At 36.4% G+C, this 14654-nt stretch carries 14 protein-coding genes and 1 other annotated feature; of the genes, 10 read left to right on the top strand and 4 right to left on the bottom strand.

What is annotated here, in order from left to right; genetic code table 11:
• Window positions 1-86 precede the first annotated feature (86 nt).
• Both NSQ74_RS22665 and NSQ74_RS22660 read left to right on the top strand, forming a co-directional pair.
• Entirely contained in the window at window positions 87-851 is a 765-nt protein-coding gene (locus NSQ74_RS22665) for a prolyl oligopeptidase family serine peptidase (RefSeq protein ID WP_340826297.1), read from the top strand.
• A 53-nt stretch (window positions 852-904) separates the two neighbouring features.
• Window positions 905-1213, top strand: a complete 309-nt coding sequence (locus tag NSQ74_RS22660; RefSeq protein WP_173478090.1) for a metal-sulfur cluster assembly factor — start codon at window positions 905-907, stop codon at window positions 1211-1213.
• A 219-nt stretch (window positions 1214-1432) separates the two neighbouring features.
• On the opposite strand, the gene NSQ74_RS22655 is transcribed toward NSQ74_RS22660, so the two are convergent.
• Window positions 1433-2128, bottom strand: coding sequence for a Crp/Fnr family transcriptional regulator (locus tag NSQ74_RS22655; protein WP_445669070.1), 696 nt, complete (start codon window positions 2126-2128; stop codon window positions 1433-1435).
• 264 nt (window positions 2129-2392) lie between these two features.
• On the opposite strand from NSQ74_RS22655, the gene NSQ74_RS22650 reads away from it, so the two are divergent.
• Entirely contained in the window at window positions 2393-4519 is a 2127-nt protein-coding gene (locus NSQ74_RS22650; RefSeq protein WP_340826296.1) for an ATP-dependent Clp protease ATP-binding subunit, read from the top strand.
• Window positions 4520-4575: 56 nt separating this feature from the next.
• Here the strand turns inward: NSQ74_RS22650 and NSQ74_RS22645 are convergent, their stop codons facing one another.
• The gene (locus tag NSQ74_RS22645; RefSeq protein WP_340826294.1) at window positions 4576-4770 is read right to left on the bottom strand and encodes a YjzD family protein; all 195 of its coding nucleotides are present in this window, start codon (window positions 4768-4770) and stop codon (window positions 4576-4578) included.
• Between the two features lie 372 nt (window positions 4771-5142).
• On the opposite strand from NSQ74_RS22645, the gene NSQ74_RS22640 reads away from it, so the two are divergent.
• The 3 genes from NSQ74_RS22640 to NSQ74_RS22630 all read left to right on the top strand — a co-directional run bounded on the left by NSQ74_RS22640 (window position 5143) and on the right by NSQ74_RS22630 (window position 7679).
• Window positions 5143-6081 (top strand): beta-ketoacyl-ACP synthase III, encoded by a 939-nt coding sequence (locus NSQ74_RS22640; RefSeq protein WP_340826293.1) that lies wholly within the window; start codon window positions 5143-5145, stop codon window positions 6079-6081.
• A gap of 30 nt (window positions 6082-6111) precedes the next feature.
• Window positions 6112-7353: a beta-ketoacyl-ACP synthase II gene (fabF, locus tag NSQ74_RS22635; RefSeq protein WP_340826292.1), complete on the top strand. Its 1242-nt coding sequence runs from the start codon at window positions 6112-6114 to the stop codon at window positions 7351-7353.
• Window positions 7354-7448: 95 nt separating this feature from the next.
• Window positions 7449-7679, top strand: coding sequence for a hypothetical protein (locus NSQ74_RS22630; RefSeq protein ID WP_340826291.1), 231 nt, complete (start codon window positions 7449-7451; stop codon window positions 7677-7679).
• Here the strand turns inward: NSQ74_RS22630 and NSQ74_RS22625 are convergent.
• Together NSQ74_RS22625 and trpS are read right to left on the bottom strand one after the other, a co-directional pair.
• Window positions 7663-7971: a hypothetical protein gene (locus tag NSQ74_RS22625; RefSeq protein ID WP_340826290.1), complete on the bottom strand. Its 309-nt coding sequence runs from the start codon at window positions 7969-7971 to the stop codon at window positions 7663-7665. The two genes, NSQ74_RS22630 and NSQ74_RS22625, sit on opposite strands and share 17 nt — an antisense overlap.
• 15 nt (window positions 7972-7986) lie before the next feature.
• On the bottom strand, window positions 7987-8976 hold the full coding sequence (gene trpS, locus NSQ74_RS22620; RefSeq protein ID WP_340826288.1) for a tryptophan--tRNA ligase: 990 nt from the start codon (window positions 8974-8976) through the stop codon (window positions 7987-7989).
• A 65-nt stretch (window positions 8977-9041) separates the two neighbouring features.
• Window positions 9042-9273: a binding site (T-box leader), on the bottom strand.
• 493 nt (window positions 9274-9766) lie between these two features.
• Between trpS and spxA the strand changes: the two genes are divergently transcribed.
• From spxA to pepF, 4 genes are all read left to right on the top strand, one after another.
• A complete protein-coding gene (spxA, locus tag NSQ74_RS22615) occupies window positions 9767-10162 on the top strand; it encodes a transcriptional regulator SpxA (protein WP_024362527.1) in 396 nt (131 codons plus the stop codon).
• 437 nt (window positions 10163-10599) lie between these two features.
• Window positions 10600-11268: an adaptor protein MecA gene (gene mecA / locus NSQ74_RS22610; protein WP_340826286.1), complete on the top strand. Its 669-nt coding sequence runs from the start codon at window positions 10600-10602 to the stop codon at window positions 11266-11268.
• Between the two features lie 173 nt (window positions 11269-11441).
• Window positions 11442-12563, top strand: a complete 1122-nt coding sequence (locus NSQ74_RS22605; protein WP_340826284.1) for a competence protein CoiA — start codon at window positions 11442-11444, stop codon at window positions 12561-12563.
• Window positions 12564-12671: 108 nt separating this feature from the next.
• The gene (gene pepF, locus NSQ74_RS22600) at window positions 12672-14489 is read left to right on the top strand and encodes an oligoendopeptidase F (RefSeq protein WP_340826283.1); all 1818 of its coding nucleotides are present in this window, start codon (window positions 12672-12674) and stop codon (window positions 14487-14489) included.
• Window positions 14490-14654: the final 165 nt, after the last annotated feature.

The raw sequence follows: 14654 nt of genomic DNA, 5'->3' as shown, positions 1-14654 counted from the left end.
TTTGTAATCCATACGTCAAAATTTTGTCACATTGAAAAAAGTTTGCTAACATAAAAAAGGTTAGACAAAAGTTGGGAGTGACAAGAATGTTAGTAAAGAATGAAATTTGGGGACATATTCCTTTGTTACATATATCGACAGATAATATGAATGAAAATACCCCGGTAGTAATTTTCTTACACGGCTTTATGAGTGCAAAAGAACATAACTTACATTATGCATACCAGTTAGTAAATAAAGGGGTGCGTGTCCTATTACCAGATGCAAAACTTCATGGTGATCGCAGCGAAGGATTAACAGAGACTCAAATGAATTTACATTTTTGGGATATCGTCTTAAATTCTATTCATGAAGTAGAGCAATTATATAAAGAATTAAAGAATAAGCAATTAATAGCTAACAATAAAATTGGTGTAGCGGGCACTTCAATGGGTGCAATCGTCACATCTGGCTGTTTAAAACGTTATAATTGGATTCAAACGGCAGCAATATGTATGGGAGGCCCTGGTTTTATTAAATTAGGTGCCTATCAATTGCAACAAATGGCGAAAAACGGAGTGAAATTTCCGATGTCAGAGCAAGAAGTACAAAAAACGAATGAACTTCTCGCAAAGTATGATATCAGTTTAACACCAGAACAATTCGCTGGACGCCCTGTATTCTTTTGGCATGGTGAGCATGATAAAACCGTACCTTTTAATGATACGTATAACTTTTATTTAACATTACGTGCATACTACGATGAAAATCCGAGCAACTTAAAATTTATTACAGATAAACATGCTGGTCATACTGTAACACGTGAAGGTATGTTGGCGGCAACCGATTGGCTTGCACAGCATTTGGCATAATAAGAAGCATCTGCTATGATTAAGTTAACACTGTGACGAAAGGAGAAATACAGATGGATCAAGATATGAAAGACAGCATGTTAAGTGCATTAGAAAACGTAATCGACCCTGAGCTTGGTATTGATATCGTCAACTTAGGTTTAGTATATGATGTAGATTTAGATGACGAGGGGTTAGCAACAGTTACAATGACATTAACTTCAATGGGCTGCCCGATGGGACCGGTTATTGTCGATCAAGTAAATACAGCTATGAGTGAACTACCAGAGGTGAAAAGTACAAATGTAAATATTGTATGGAACCCACCTTGGTCAAAAGATAAAATGTCTCGCTATGCGAAAATGGCATTAGGTGTCCGCTAATAGATTGACTTCTAACAATATGAATAAAAAATCCCTGCTTGCACATAACTGTAAGCGGGGATTTAATATTTATTTTGCTTTAGCAGAAGTCCTCCGCTTTTATAAGTAGGGAAGACATGCCAAAGATGCACTGCATTCACTGAGAATTAAAATTACGGCTTAATTAATCGTTACAGAAACCTACGCATGTCTCAAATACGTCACGCCGTTGTTGATATATTAGTCAATACGGCAAATTTGCAATGGGCAGTTTTCACAGGCAATTTCATTTTTTAAATATTGTAAATTAAGAATAGTAATATAGCCTTTTTCAAAGGATAGAATGTGATGTTTTTTAAGATCGTTCAACATTCGGTTAATCATTTCTCTACTTGTAGCACATAAATTCGCAATTTCTGAATTTGTTAATGGAAAGTCGATAAAAATTGACTCATTTTCTAATGGCTTCCCATACGTATTTGAAAGGCGAATTAGCGTAGAAAATAAAGCACCTTTTTTACCATTTAACACTAAATCACGTAGACGGCTTTGATATTTTAAATTTTCTGTTTGCAACCATTTCATATACTCTACCATTAAATGTGGCTGCTCCACTAATAGATGCTCTAATGATTTACGACTTAAAACATACAACGTTGAAGGTTCTAAAACTTTAGCTGTCATCGAAAAATAAGTGAGGTTACAAAATAATGAGCCTTCACCAATTATACTATCAGGACCGCAAATTCGAATTGTTAATTCCTTTCCATTTTCGGTTTCCTGGCTAATCGAAATAGCCCCTGTTTTAATATAATAAATTTCTTTAGCTCGTTCCCCTTCTAAGAAAATTTTACTATCTTTATTCACTTTAATAAAAACGCCATTATTTTTAAAAAGTGCATGCATTTTCTCTTGAATATTATCCATTAGTACCATATATCAAACACATCTCTTTCTTTTTGTAATAAAAATTACCTGTATTACAAAAGGATGACGATAATCATTTCGATATACTAAAACAACGAAACATACCACTATTATAACGTAATTTTCCATTTTTCAGTAAAATATTTTTGAGCTTTTTTTTTGCTACAATTTGTCGATTGTTGTAAAATAAAGTTAGTCAAAAAAGGTCAAACTTTTAATGGAATCAGAATAAGGGTAAAGATATAAAAAAGAAGAGAGAAGAGGAGTGCTACAATGCAATTTCAACAAACTGATGATAAAAAACCATTAGAGCAATTTGGTCGTAACTTAGTTGAAGAAGTAAAAAACGGCAAAATGGACCCTGTAATTGGACGTGATGAAGAAATTCGCAATGTGATTCGAATTTTAACGCGTAAAACGAAAAATAACCCAGTCTTAATCGGTGAACCAGGAGTAGGTAAAACAGCCATTGTAGAAGGGTTGGCACAACGTATTGTGAAAGGTGATGTTCCAGAAGGATTAAAAGAGTGCGTATTGTACGAGCTTGATATGAGTGCATTAATAGCTGGTGCAAGTTATCGTGGTCAATTTGAAGAACGATTAAAAGGCGTACTAAAAGAGGTAAAAGAATCTGAAGGGCGCATTATTTTATTTATCGATGAAATCCATACAATTGTTGGTGCTGGTAAAACAGACGGAGTAATGGATGCTGGAAATATGTTGAAGCCTATGCTTGCGCGTGGGGAACTCCACTGTATAGGCGCTACTACGCTAGACGAATACCGTATGTATATTGAAAAAGATCCAGCTTTAGAACGCCGCTTCCAACAAGTGCTTGTTCGTGAACCGTCTATTGAAGATACCGTTTCTATTTTGCGTGGTTTAAAAGAACGCTTTGAACTGCATCATGCAGTACGTATTCATGATCGGGCTATTGTAGCTGCTGCAGAGCTTTCAAATCGCTATATTACAGAGCGTTTTTTACCAGATAAAGCGATTGATTTAATTGATGAGGCATGTGCGATGATACGAACAGAAATCGATTCGATGCCGCAAGAACTAGATGCGGTGACTCGTCGTATAATGCAGTTAGAAATTGAAGAACAAGCATTGCGTAAAGAAAAAGATGAAGCTAGTAAAAAACGTCTTGAGCAATTACAAGAAGAGTTAAAAAAGCTTAAAGATTCATCAGAAGGGATGCGAAAACAATGGGAAGCAGAGAAAGAAGCATTGCAAGGCATCCAGAAAAAACGTGAATCACTTGATAAATATCGTCGAGATTTAGACGAAGCGGAAAGTAAATATGATTTAAATAAAGCTGCTGAATTACGACATGGCAAAATTCCTGCGCTTGAAAAAGAGATTCAAGAGATGGAGAAACATCTAGAAAATGGTAGTGAGACACGTATTTTGCGTGAAGAAGTCACATCTGACGAAATTGCATCAATTGTATCTCGTTGGACAGGTATCCCTGTAACAAAGTTAGTTGAAGGTGAACGTGAAAAATTACTGCGTTTAAAAGATACGTTACATGAACGGGTTGTAGGACAGGATAATGCTGTTCAGCTTGTTACAGAAGCAGTATGGCGTGCCCGAGCAGGCATTAAAGATCCACATCGCCCAATTGGTAGCTTTTTATTTCTAGGGCCAACAGGTGTAGGTAAAACTGAGCTCGCTAAGGCACTTGCTGCACAGTTGTTTGATTCCGAGGAGCATTTTATTCGAATTGATATGAGTGAGTATATGGAGAAACATAGCGTATCACGTCTTGTTGGTGCACCTCCAGGCTATATCGGCTATGAAGAGGGTGGACAATTAACTGAAGCGGTTCGTCGTAATCCATATTCTGTCGTATTACTCGATGAAATTGAAAAGGCTCATCCAGATGTAGCGAACATATTATTGCAAATTTTAGATGATGGGCGCATTACAGATAGTCAGGGACGAATGGTGAACTTTACAAATACCGTAATTATTTTAACATCCAATATAGGCTCTAGCTATTTAATGGAAGCACAAGAAGACGATGCTGGTGTTGAGGATTTAGTAATGGCAGCGCTGCGTCAGCACTTTAAGCCAGAACTTTTAAACCGAGTGGACGATATTATTATGTTCCATGCGTTATCTGAAGAACATTTCACTGCGATTGCTTGGAAATATGTTGAGCAGCTTGTAAAACGTGTAGCTGAGCAGGAAGTTACATTAGATGTTGCTCAAGAAGTAATAGATTGGGTTGTTGAACAAGGAGCAGATCCGCAGTTTGGGGCACGTCCATTAAAACGCTTTGTACAACGTTATATTGAAACAGCAGTTGCCAAGGAGTTATTGCGTGGCGAAGTACTACCAGGAGAGACTTTGCATATTAAAATGCAAAATGGTCAGTGTGTAGTCGAAAAATAACAAATAGAAAAAAACCTGTTTCGCATTAGGCGAGACAGGTTTTTTTATGATATTGATTAATGGTGGTCTGCAGCTTCTGGAGTTGGCTCGTTTGGAATGATTGCGCCAATAACAAAAATAAGTACAGAGAATACCAATGAAAGGATCGCACCAGTTTGGAAATCAAATGGTACTCCGATTACAGCACTTACTACGTAGTTTAACATTGAAACTAGTAAGAATGACCATATGAACGTTACGATATATTGCATTTAATTCACCTCAACCGAACTTTTTTATTACATATACATTATCATATCATAACATAAGTCGAAAAAAAAAGAACCTTTTATCAAAAAGTGGCGCATACAGAGCGGTGATTTATGGCAATTTTGTAACAACATTTTAGCTTGTCGGTAGAAGAGAATTATTTAAGCGGCGATAGAACAAGTTCTATCGGCGATAACAGAAGTTTTACCGGCGATTAAGAGACTTCAATCGGCGCTAACAGAAGTTTTACCAGCGATTGAACGACTACTATCTGGTATACTTAATTTAATTCACCTTGCACCATTCCTTCATTATGAGTTATAATTATGACCAGTTACTAATAATTGATAGTAAGAAAGCAGAGGGGTTGCTATATGAACGCAGGTATTATAGGTTTAGGCAGATACGTTCCTGAAAAGGTCGTTACGAATTTTGACTTAGAAAAAATTATGGACACTTCGGATGAATGGATTCGAACTCGTACAGGAATTGAAGAACGTCATTTCGCTGCAGATAATCAGGAAACTTCAGATTTAGCAGTGGCAGCTGCGAAAGATGCTATTGCAAAAGCAGGTATTACACCTGAAGAAATAGGATTAATACTTGTAGCAACTGTAACACAAGATCAAACATTTCCAAGTGTAGCATGTATGGTTCAGGAGCAAATTGGCGCTGTAAATGCAGCAGCGATGGACCAAGCAGCAGCTTGCGCAGGATTTATATATAGCTTAGTGACAGCAAAACAATTTGTAGAATCAAGCGCTTATAAATATGTCTTAGTAGTAGGTGTTGAAAAGCTGTCCAAAGTCATTGATTGGGAAGATCGCAATACGGCTGTTTTATTTGGTGATGGAGCAAGTGCTGCCATTGTCGGTCCTGTATCAGAAGGTAGAGGGATTTTATCATTTGAGCTTGGAGCAGACGGCACGGGCGGTAAGCATCTTTATTTAACGCAGCAAGAGACAATTGCGATGAACGGTCGTGAAGTATTTAAGTTTGCTGTACGTCAAATGGGTGAATCAGCAGTTAATGTATTAGACAAAGCTGGTTTAACAAAAGAAGATGTTGATTTTTTAATTCCACATCAAGCAAATATTCGAATTATGGAATCCGCACGTGAACGATTAGCATTACCAGCAGAAAAAATGTCAAAAACGATTCACAAATATGGCAATACATCAGCAGCTTCTATTGGTATTTCTTTAGTAGAAGAGCTTGAAGCAGGTAAAATAAAAGATGATGATTTATTAGTACTTGTCGGTTTTGGCGGTGGCTTAACATGGGGTGCCGTTGCAATGAGATGGGGAAAATAACATAGAAAATTGCTTGAGAGGAGTAAGACAATGAGTAAACGACGAGTAGTAATTACAGGAATTGGCGCTGTTACACCACTAGGGAATAGCATCGAAGAAACATGGGCAAACATCAAGGCTGGTAAATCAGGCGTTGGTGAATTAACGCGCTTAAATAAAGATCTATTTGCTGCCAAAATCGCTGCTGAAATAAAAGACTTTGATATTGAAAAGTATATTGAACGTAAAGAAGCTCGCAAAATGGACCGTTTCACGCACTATGCACTAGCAGCGTCTATTATGGCGATGGAAGATGCACAGCTTACAATCGATGAAGAATTAGCACCACGTGCAGGTGTATGGATTGGCTCTGGTATCGGTGGCATGGAAACATATGAACAACAATTTTTAACGTTCCAAGAGCGTGGCGCAAGACGTGTTAGTCCATTCTTTATTCCAATGATGATTCCAGATATGGCTTCAGGTCAAGTGTCTATTCACTTTGGAGCTAAGGGCATCAATTCTTGTTCAGTAACAGCTTGTGCATCAGGTACGAATTCAATTGGTGATGCATTTAAAGTAATTGAACGTGGCGATGCTGATGTGATGATTTCAGGAGGAGCTGAATCACCAATCGTGACGATGGCGGTTGCAGGCTTCTGTGCGAATACAGCATTATCGTTAAATACGGATCCTCAAACAGCTTCTCGTCCATTTGATAAAAATCGTGACGGCTTTATTATTGGTGAAGGTGCAGGGATTGTTATTTTAGAAGAATACGAACATGCAAAAGCGCGTGGCGCAAAAATTTATGCAGAAGTTCTTGGTTACGGTTCAACTGGAGATGCGCATCATATTACTGCACCAGCTCCAGAAGGTGAAGGTGCTGCACGTGCGATGACTCAAGCATTAGAAGATGGTGGAGTAGACCCTTCACAAGTTGGCTATATTAACGCACATGGAACAAGTACACCATACAATGATTTATTTGAAACACAAGCAGTAAAAACTGCTTTTGGAGAACATGCTTATAAATTAGCGATGAGCTCTACTAAATCAATGACAGGTCACTTACTAGGTGCAGCTGGTGGTGTGGAAGCCATTTTTACAGCACTAGCATTGAAAGAGGGCATTTTACCGCCAACAATCAATTTAACAGAGCCAGACCCAGAGTGTGATTTAGATTATGTGCCGAATGAAGCTCGTGAAGCGAACATTGAATATGCAATGAGTAATTCACTTGGTTTTGGTGGTCATAACGCAAGTCTATTATTTAAAAAAATTGAGGAATAAAAAAAACGTCAGCCTAATTTACAAGGCTGACGTCTTTTTTTAAAAGCTAGCGAATAGAAAAGAAAGTAAGAAGAAATAGAAAGGATGCCGTTTATTTGTTTCGTCTTTTTATATTTTTAATGAGCTATGGATTAATGATACTTTCCATTGGCAATTTAATTTTATATTTAAATTACCGGACTCTTGGTTATTCCTGGTCAGTTGTCTTTAAATTTATTATGCATACGACAGAATTTTATATGGCAATTGGAGCTTGTATTGTACTTTGTAGCGTTGTGCTCGATTTTGGTTTTGATCGAACAGCTAATCTTAAAGATAAGGCATAAATGTTACGGGCACCGCTAATTCTACTGCTACTTTTTGGGCCAAGTCTTCACCTTGCTTATCATGATTTTTCGCTAAGTATTCCATACCTTCGATAACTGAATCTGTTTCAAGATCAATCCATTCACCAAACTTACACATCCATGTCGTCAGATCAGCTAATAACACCTCTCCTAAAGGAAGCTGTTCTAATTCTAAATTAGCGCGACAATGGCCACACCATAATGGATCTGCACCAAAGTCACTTTCTAACAGTAAGGCTTTGATTGTTTTATTGCAATGTTCACAGTGCATATGCTAATTCCTTTCTTAGCGACGTGTGCGACCTAAGCCCATAGCTTGTTCCATGCGCTTTAAAGTTGCGCTAGCAATAGCATTTGCCTTTTCTGCGCCTGCATCTAAAATGATATCTAATTCAGAGGATTCTACAAGGTTATAAAATCTTTCTTGAATTGGTGTAAGATGATCGATAACTGCTGTCGCCACACCTTGTTTAAAGCCACCATAACCGATACCATCATATTTTTTCACTAAATCATCAATAGATACACCTGTAATAGCCGATTCAATCGTTAATAAATTTGAAACGCCAGGTTTATTTTCAACATCAAAAGCCACAATACCATCAGAGTCAGTTACTGCTGATTTAATTTTTTTCTCAATATCCTTAGCTGTATCTAAAAGCTTAATTGTTGCTTTTGTATTTGGGTCGGACTTGCTCATTTTTTTTGTAGGCTCTTGTAAAGATTTAATGCGAGCACCTGCTTTTGGTAACTGAATTTCAGGAATTGTTAAAACTTCACCAAAGCGTTTGTTAAAGCGCTCTGCAAGGTCACGTGTTAGCTCAATATGTTGCTTTTGATCGTCTCCTACAGGAACAATATTCGTGTTATATAATAAAATGTCAGCCGCCATTAATGGTGGATATGTTAAAAGTGCTGCAGAAACTGTTTCTTTACCATGGGATTTATCTTTGAACTGCGTCATGCGCTCTAGCTCACCGATAGAAGCGACACATTGTAGCATCCATCCTGCTTGGGCATGGGCAGGTACTTCTGATTGGATGAATAGTGTGGACTTTTGAGGGTCAATACCAGTAGCGATATAAGTAGCAGCTAAATTACGAATGTTTTGACGTAGCTCTTTTGGATCTTGCGCAACAGTAATGGCATGTTGGTCAACGATACAATAAATGGCATTCCCTTCATCCTGTAAAGCTGGGAATTGCTTGAATGCGCCAAGATAATTTCCTAATGTCACAATACCAGTTGGCTGTACGCCTGAAAAAATTGTTGTCATAATAAGTTCCTCCTCGGGGTTCGAAAAATAAAAAAACATCATGCGTCCTCATTAGATTTTACTAATGAAGGGACGAATGATGTTCGAATCCGCGGTACCACCCTGCTTGCCTAAAAGGCCACTTAGCTTCGTAACGTGAAGAGACGAGCTTTGCTAATAGGTATCAAGTGCTTACTTGTACGTTCACAAAGCTAACTCGGAAGTCCATTCCAAATGCGTACATGATCTGTTTCCAGCAACCACAGACTCTCTATACATGTATATTGCATATGTACTACTCTTCGTCAGCGTTTTTAACTACATTATTAATGTAGAGATAATGCGCAAAATGCGCTTTTCTTATTGCACCACATTATAGTATAAAGACTTAGCTAAATGCAAGCCTGAAAAGTCAGTCTTTAGACTGAATTTTTTTAGTTTTGTAAAAAAAAGCAACCTACATTTGGAAAGTAGCGTCATAATTGTACACGTCTAAGTGACATTATTCTCGTTTGTATTTTTTAATTGAGAACAACTAGTTTCCGTATATCCATGTTTAAAATGATGTGCTAATGGGAATATTATTATTAGTTCGTTGGACATGCAAAGGAATTAGATACTTTAAGGTAGTATTAAAAGACAGAATATTTTGTAACAAAGTCATTTACTATGCATTCTTTTTTTCCTTGGAACTATATTCAAATACAGCAGAGTGCTGTATAATGGAACTGTAGTTTTACATTACATTAATTCTAATTTAACAAAGTGGCTTATAGATAACGAAAACAAAGAGAAAGGATGTGTCAGTATGATAGTTACTTTATTTACATCACCAAGTTGTACGTCTTGTCGTAAAGCGAAAGCATGGTTAGAGGAGCATGAAATCCCATATACAGAACGTAATATTTTTTCTGAACCGTTAAGCATTAGTGAAATTAAAGAAATTTTACGAATGACGGAGGATGGAACAGATGAAATTATTTCAACTCGCTCCAAAATATTCCAAAAATTGAATGTAGATGTTGAAAGCTTACCATTACAACGCTTATATGAACTAATTCAAGAATATCCTGGCTTATTACGACGCCCAATAATTTTGGACGAGAAACGATTGCAAGTAGGCTATAATGAAGATGAAATTCGACGATTTTTACCACGTAAGGTTCGGGCTTATCAATTACAAGAAGCACAGCGCATGGTGAACTAAAATCCTCCTATATTGCATAGAATAAATGTATTAGGTGTTACAAATGCAGAAGCATGCATGTTGTGACATCTATTTTTTTATGTTTTACTTATGTAAAAACCTTCAAACAAAACTAATAATTAATAGGTAAAAGTCATATATTTCCCTAAAAGTATGTTAAACTTGATTTAATCTAAATAGTTTACTACAATTTCAATAATTCAAATATCTTCTTTGAAATGGTGTATATCCTTTTCATTTTATGAAAGAACAGCATACAATAGAATTAGAGACAACTGTGAACAAAAAAATTATGATTACAGTTACTCGATGACTTTCTGTGGTGTGGTCAAAGGTTGAAAAACAAGGGAGTATGAAGGTTAAAAACAATGAATCAAAGCATACTAATTAAATAATACTGTTTTTCGACAAATGACAGTGAAGGGAGATGAGGTCTAGTGGACATCGAACGTGTAAATGAAAATACACTCAAGCTCTTTATTACGTACAATGATATAGAGGATCGCGGCTATAGTCGTGAAGAAATTTGGTACAACCGAGCAAAGGGTGAGCAACTTTTTTGGGATATGATTGATGAAGTGAATACGGAAGATTATTTTGATGTAGAAGGTCCGATTTGGATTCATATCAATGCGTCGGAAGTAGGCTTAGAAATCATTGTCACACGTGCACATATTTTAAAAGACGGTGAAACATTAGATGGTCATTCACATTATGATGAACAAAAAAGTATGTTTGCCCCATTCGACGAAGTTGGAGAGGATCTTCTTAGTCAATTAACTCAATTTGGTGACATGGATGAATCAGAGTTATTTATGGATACAGACATTTATGTTTATAAATTTAAAGATATAGATGAGTTAATCCCCGTTGCAAAACGGATGACAGACGACTTAGTGGATTCCTCATTATTCAAATATGAAGGTTGTTACTATTTAGTAGTAGACTTTGCAAACGCAGATGACGATTTAAATCGTCATGATAAGAACGCAGTCATTAAAGAGTTTTTAAGCCCTTCCAATTTCACAATTCATCGTCTTGAAGAATATGGCGAAAAAATTATGGAATACGATTGCTTCGAAACTGTTCGAAAATATTTTAGTTAACATCTTTTAGCTTCTTATCAGGAACTTTCAGACTGTAGACACACTCAAAGATTTGAGTATGTCTACAGTCTTTTTTTTATGTGGTAAAAATCAAATTTCAAAGAAAAGCAGATATTTAGTTGGCTTAAAGGATAACTTTCTTTACAATGGGTGCAAAAAGGAGAAAGATTGCCATGTTAATTGCCTATACAAAGCAGCAGCAATTATTTGTCTCATATCAACATTCGAGAGAAGCTCTGCAAATGTATCGCCAATATCAACAATTTTTTTGCCCTCAATGTCAGCAGTCTGTTCAATTAAAAATTGGTCAGCTCAATATCCCGCATTTTGCTCATATTGCTAGCCAATCTTGTGAACGACGATTTTCAGAAGGAGAATCACTGCTCCATTTGCGAGGAAAAATTCAATTATTTGAATGGTTGAAATCACTCGGGCATACAGTAGAGCTGGAGCCATTTTTAACGACACTGTCTCAACGACCGGATATTTTACTACAAAGTAAACAACGAGCAATTGCGCTTGAATTTCAATGTAGCGCGATAACAAATGAAAACTGGCAGTTACGAACTGAGGGATATGAGAAAAATAATATCCAAGCTTTATGGCTTTTTCAAACACCACAAAACAGTTATACAACGCAAGCTATTCAAAAAATTAGAATTTCTCCCATCCACCAAAACGTTATTAGTTATTCATCAAATAATGTGCCGTATTTAGTTACATATGATGCGAGAGCAGCTAAATTTAATTACTGGACGAATCTTCTTCATGTTCACGGGCATACTTTTATAGCGAACGTACTCGATATTCCACTTGAAACACAATACTTTCCATTTTATGAGCCGAAGTCAATTACGTATGAAGCATTTATTGTTTACTGGCATATTTATAAAAGAATGTGTCAACAGTATGTGAAGCAACGCTTAATGCGAAGTAAAAAAGGCGTACAAGACCTTTTTCTACGAAGCTGCTATGAATTAAAATTTTCACTCAATGCGTTGCCGCATTATATAGGTGTACCTGTTATAAATGCAAAAGCTATTCCGATTTTTTCAATTGAATGGCAAGCAATCTTGTTGGATTTTTGCAGAAAACGACAGTTACTACCATATGAGATGAGTAAAGAAGAAATTCAATTGTTTCTTACGCTACTCAATTTAGAGCCTACAAATTTAAGAGTGCAAGCTATTGAAAACTATGGAAAACTGTTAGGGTATAGTTTCCTTCAAGAAAAATACAGTATGGAAATTTTGGGAAAAGTATATGAGCATTTGTATAGTCATTTAAAAGTTTAAGAAACCTCATGAGGAGGAAAAGGTAGGTAGATTATTATTTGCAATTGTCGCAATATATTGAGAAAATGTTTAGAGTAAAGGAAAGTCATATATAAAGGGGGCTGGCTCATGGCTAGTAACAGCAATCGAGTTTTAATGAGAAATGAAGTACCAGTAGAGTTAACTTGGCGATTGGAAGATATTTTTGCCACTGATGAACAATGGGAAGAGGAGTTTAAGAAGGTCGCAGAACTGGCAAAAAAAGCACCTAGCTATGCAGGTACTTTAAAAAATGGTTCCGATGCCTTATTAGCAGTATTAACTTATTACGATGAAATTTATCAGCGTACAATGAAACTGTATACGTATGCGCATATGCGTAATGACCAAGATAAAACGAATAGTTTGTATCAAGACTTGTATGGTCGTATTCAAACGCTAGCGACAAATATTTCAACGGCACTCTCATTTTTAACGCCTGAAATTTTATCGCTAAGTGAAGAAACAATCGAAAGCTATTTAGCAGAAAATCAAGATTTACAATTATACAAGCAATCATTAAAAGAAATTTCAATGACTCGCCCTCATGTATTACCTGCTGAACAAGAAGCATTACTTGCGCAGATGGCTGAGGTGACAGGCACTGCTTCAAATACGTTTGGTATGTTGAACAATGCAGATTTAGTTTTCCCTACAGTGAAAAATGAGGACGGGGAAGAAGTTCAGCTCACACATGGCAATTACATTAAGTTTTTAGAAAGTAAAAATAGAACAGTGCGTGAAGCAGCATTTAAAGCGATGTATGAAACGTATGGCAATTTTAAAAATACATTTGCTGCTACTTTGACAGGCAATGTAAAAAAACATAACGTAAGTGCCAATATTCGTAATTATGATTCTGCACGTCATGCTGCGATGTCAAATAACTTTATCCCAGAAAGTGTGTATGACCAATTAGTAGAGACAATTCACAAGCATCTACCAGCTATGCAGCGTTATATTGCTTTGCGTAAAAAGTTATTAGGTGTGGATGAATTGCATATGTGGGATTTATTTACACCACTTGTCCAGGAAGTTGACATGAAAGTGCCATATGAGGAAGCTAAGGATATTTTAGTGAAGGCGCTAGCACCACTCGGTGAAGAGTATCAAAGCATTGTTCAAAGTGGCTTCGATAATCGTTGGGTTGATGTTATGGAAAACAAAGGTAAGACTAGTGGTGCTTATTCATCTGGTACTTATGGTACAAATCCTTACATTCTTATGAACTGGCAGGACAATGTAGATAATTTATTCACATTAGCGCATGAATTTGGACACAGTGTACACAGTTATTACACACGTAAAAATCAGCCATATGTCTACGGGGATTACTCAATTTTTGTGGCTGAAGTAGCCTCTACATGTAATGAAGAATTGTTGAATGATTATCTGCTAAAAACAATAGAAGATCCGCAGCAGAAAATTTATTTATTAAACCATTGGTTAGACAAGTTCCGTAGTACGGTTTTCCGACAAACAATGTTTGCAGAATTTGAACATATAATACACCAGATGGATAAAAATGGGGAATCATTAACAGCGGAACGTTTAACGGAAGTATATTATAATTTAAATAAGCTCTATTTTGGAGATGCAATCGTAATTGATGAGGAAATCGGTCTGGAATGGGCACGTATTCCGCATTTCTATTATAATTACTATGTATATCAATACGCTACAGGAAAATCTGCTGCCACTGCATTAAGTAAGCAAATTTTGGAGGAAGGTGAACCTGCTGTAGAACGTTATATTAATAACTTCTTAAAAGCTGGTTGCTCTGACTTCCCAATTGAAGTGCTAAAAGCAGCAGGTGTTGATATGAATGTGGCAAAACCAATTGATGATGCTTGTAACGTATTTGAACAACGGTTAAATGAACTTGAAAAGTTATTGTTAAATAATTAATTTATGTGGCTGTAGTAATCTTACTACAGTCATTTTCTTTGCTAAGTGGAATAGGTCATTCTAGAAAAATTTAATTAATAATGATTTTCTTAGATTTACAAATGAAAAAAAGTAACCATCTTGAAAAAATACTGTATTGTAATCGCTTTCTATATGACAAATTTG

The organism is Lysinibacillus sp. FSL W8-0992, assembly GCF_038008685.1.
Taxonomy (GTDB): Bacteria; Bacillota; Bacilli; order Bacillales_A; family Planococcaceae; genus Lysinibacillus.
This window is presented reverse-complemented; position numbering and strand designations above follow the sequence as displayed.

What these genes read in the sequence shown, in the direction of transcription:
- trpS (WP_340826288.1), bottom strand. Translation starts at nt 8,976, where the DNA reads ATGACAACAATTTTTTCAGGCGTACAGCCAACTGGTATTGTGACATTA.
- NSQ74_RS22660 (WP_173478090.1), top strand. Translation starts at nt 905, where the DNA reads ATGGATCAAGATATGAAAGACAGCATGTTAAGTGCATTAGAAAACGTA.
- NSQ74_RS22665 (WP_340826297.1), top strand. Translation starts at nt 87, where the DNA reads ATGTTAGTAAAGAATGAAATTTGGGGACATATTCCTTTGTTACATATA.
- NSQ74_RS22605 (WP_340826284.1), top strand. Translation starts at nt 11,442, where the DNA reads ATGTTAATTGCCTATACAAAGCAGCAGCAATTATTTGTCTCATATCAA.
- NSQ74_RS22655 (WP_445669070.1), bottom strand. Translation starts at nt 2,128, where the DNA reads ATGGTACTAATGGATAATATTCAAGAGAAAATGCATGCACTTTTTAAA.
- NSQ74_RS22650 (WP_340826296.1), top strand. Translation starts at nt 2,393, where the DNA reads ATGCAATTTCAACAAACTGATGATAAAAAACCATTAGAGCAATTTGGT.
- NSQ74_RS22645 (WP_340826294.1), bottom strand. Translation starts at nt 4,770, where the DNA reads ATGCAATATATCGTAACGTTCATATGGTCATTCTTACTAGTTTCAATG.
- NSQ74_RS22625 (WP_340826290.1), bottom strand. Translation starts at nt 7,971, where the DNA reads ATGCACTGTGAACATTGCAATAAAACAATCAAAGCCTTACTGTTAGAA.
- pepF (WP_340826283.1), top strand. Translation starts at nt 12,672, where the DNA reads ATGGCTAGTAACAGCAATCGAGTTTTAATGAGAAATGAAGTACCAGTA.
- NSQ74_RS22640 (WP_340826293.1), top strand. Translation starts at nt 5,143, where the DNA reads ATGAACGCAGGTATTATAGGTTTAGGCAGATACGTTCCTGAAAAGGTC.
- fabF (WP_340826292.1), top strand. Translation starts at nt 6,112, where the DNA reads ATGAGTAAACGACGAGTAGTAATTACAGGAATTGGCGCTGTTACACCA.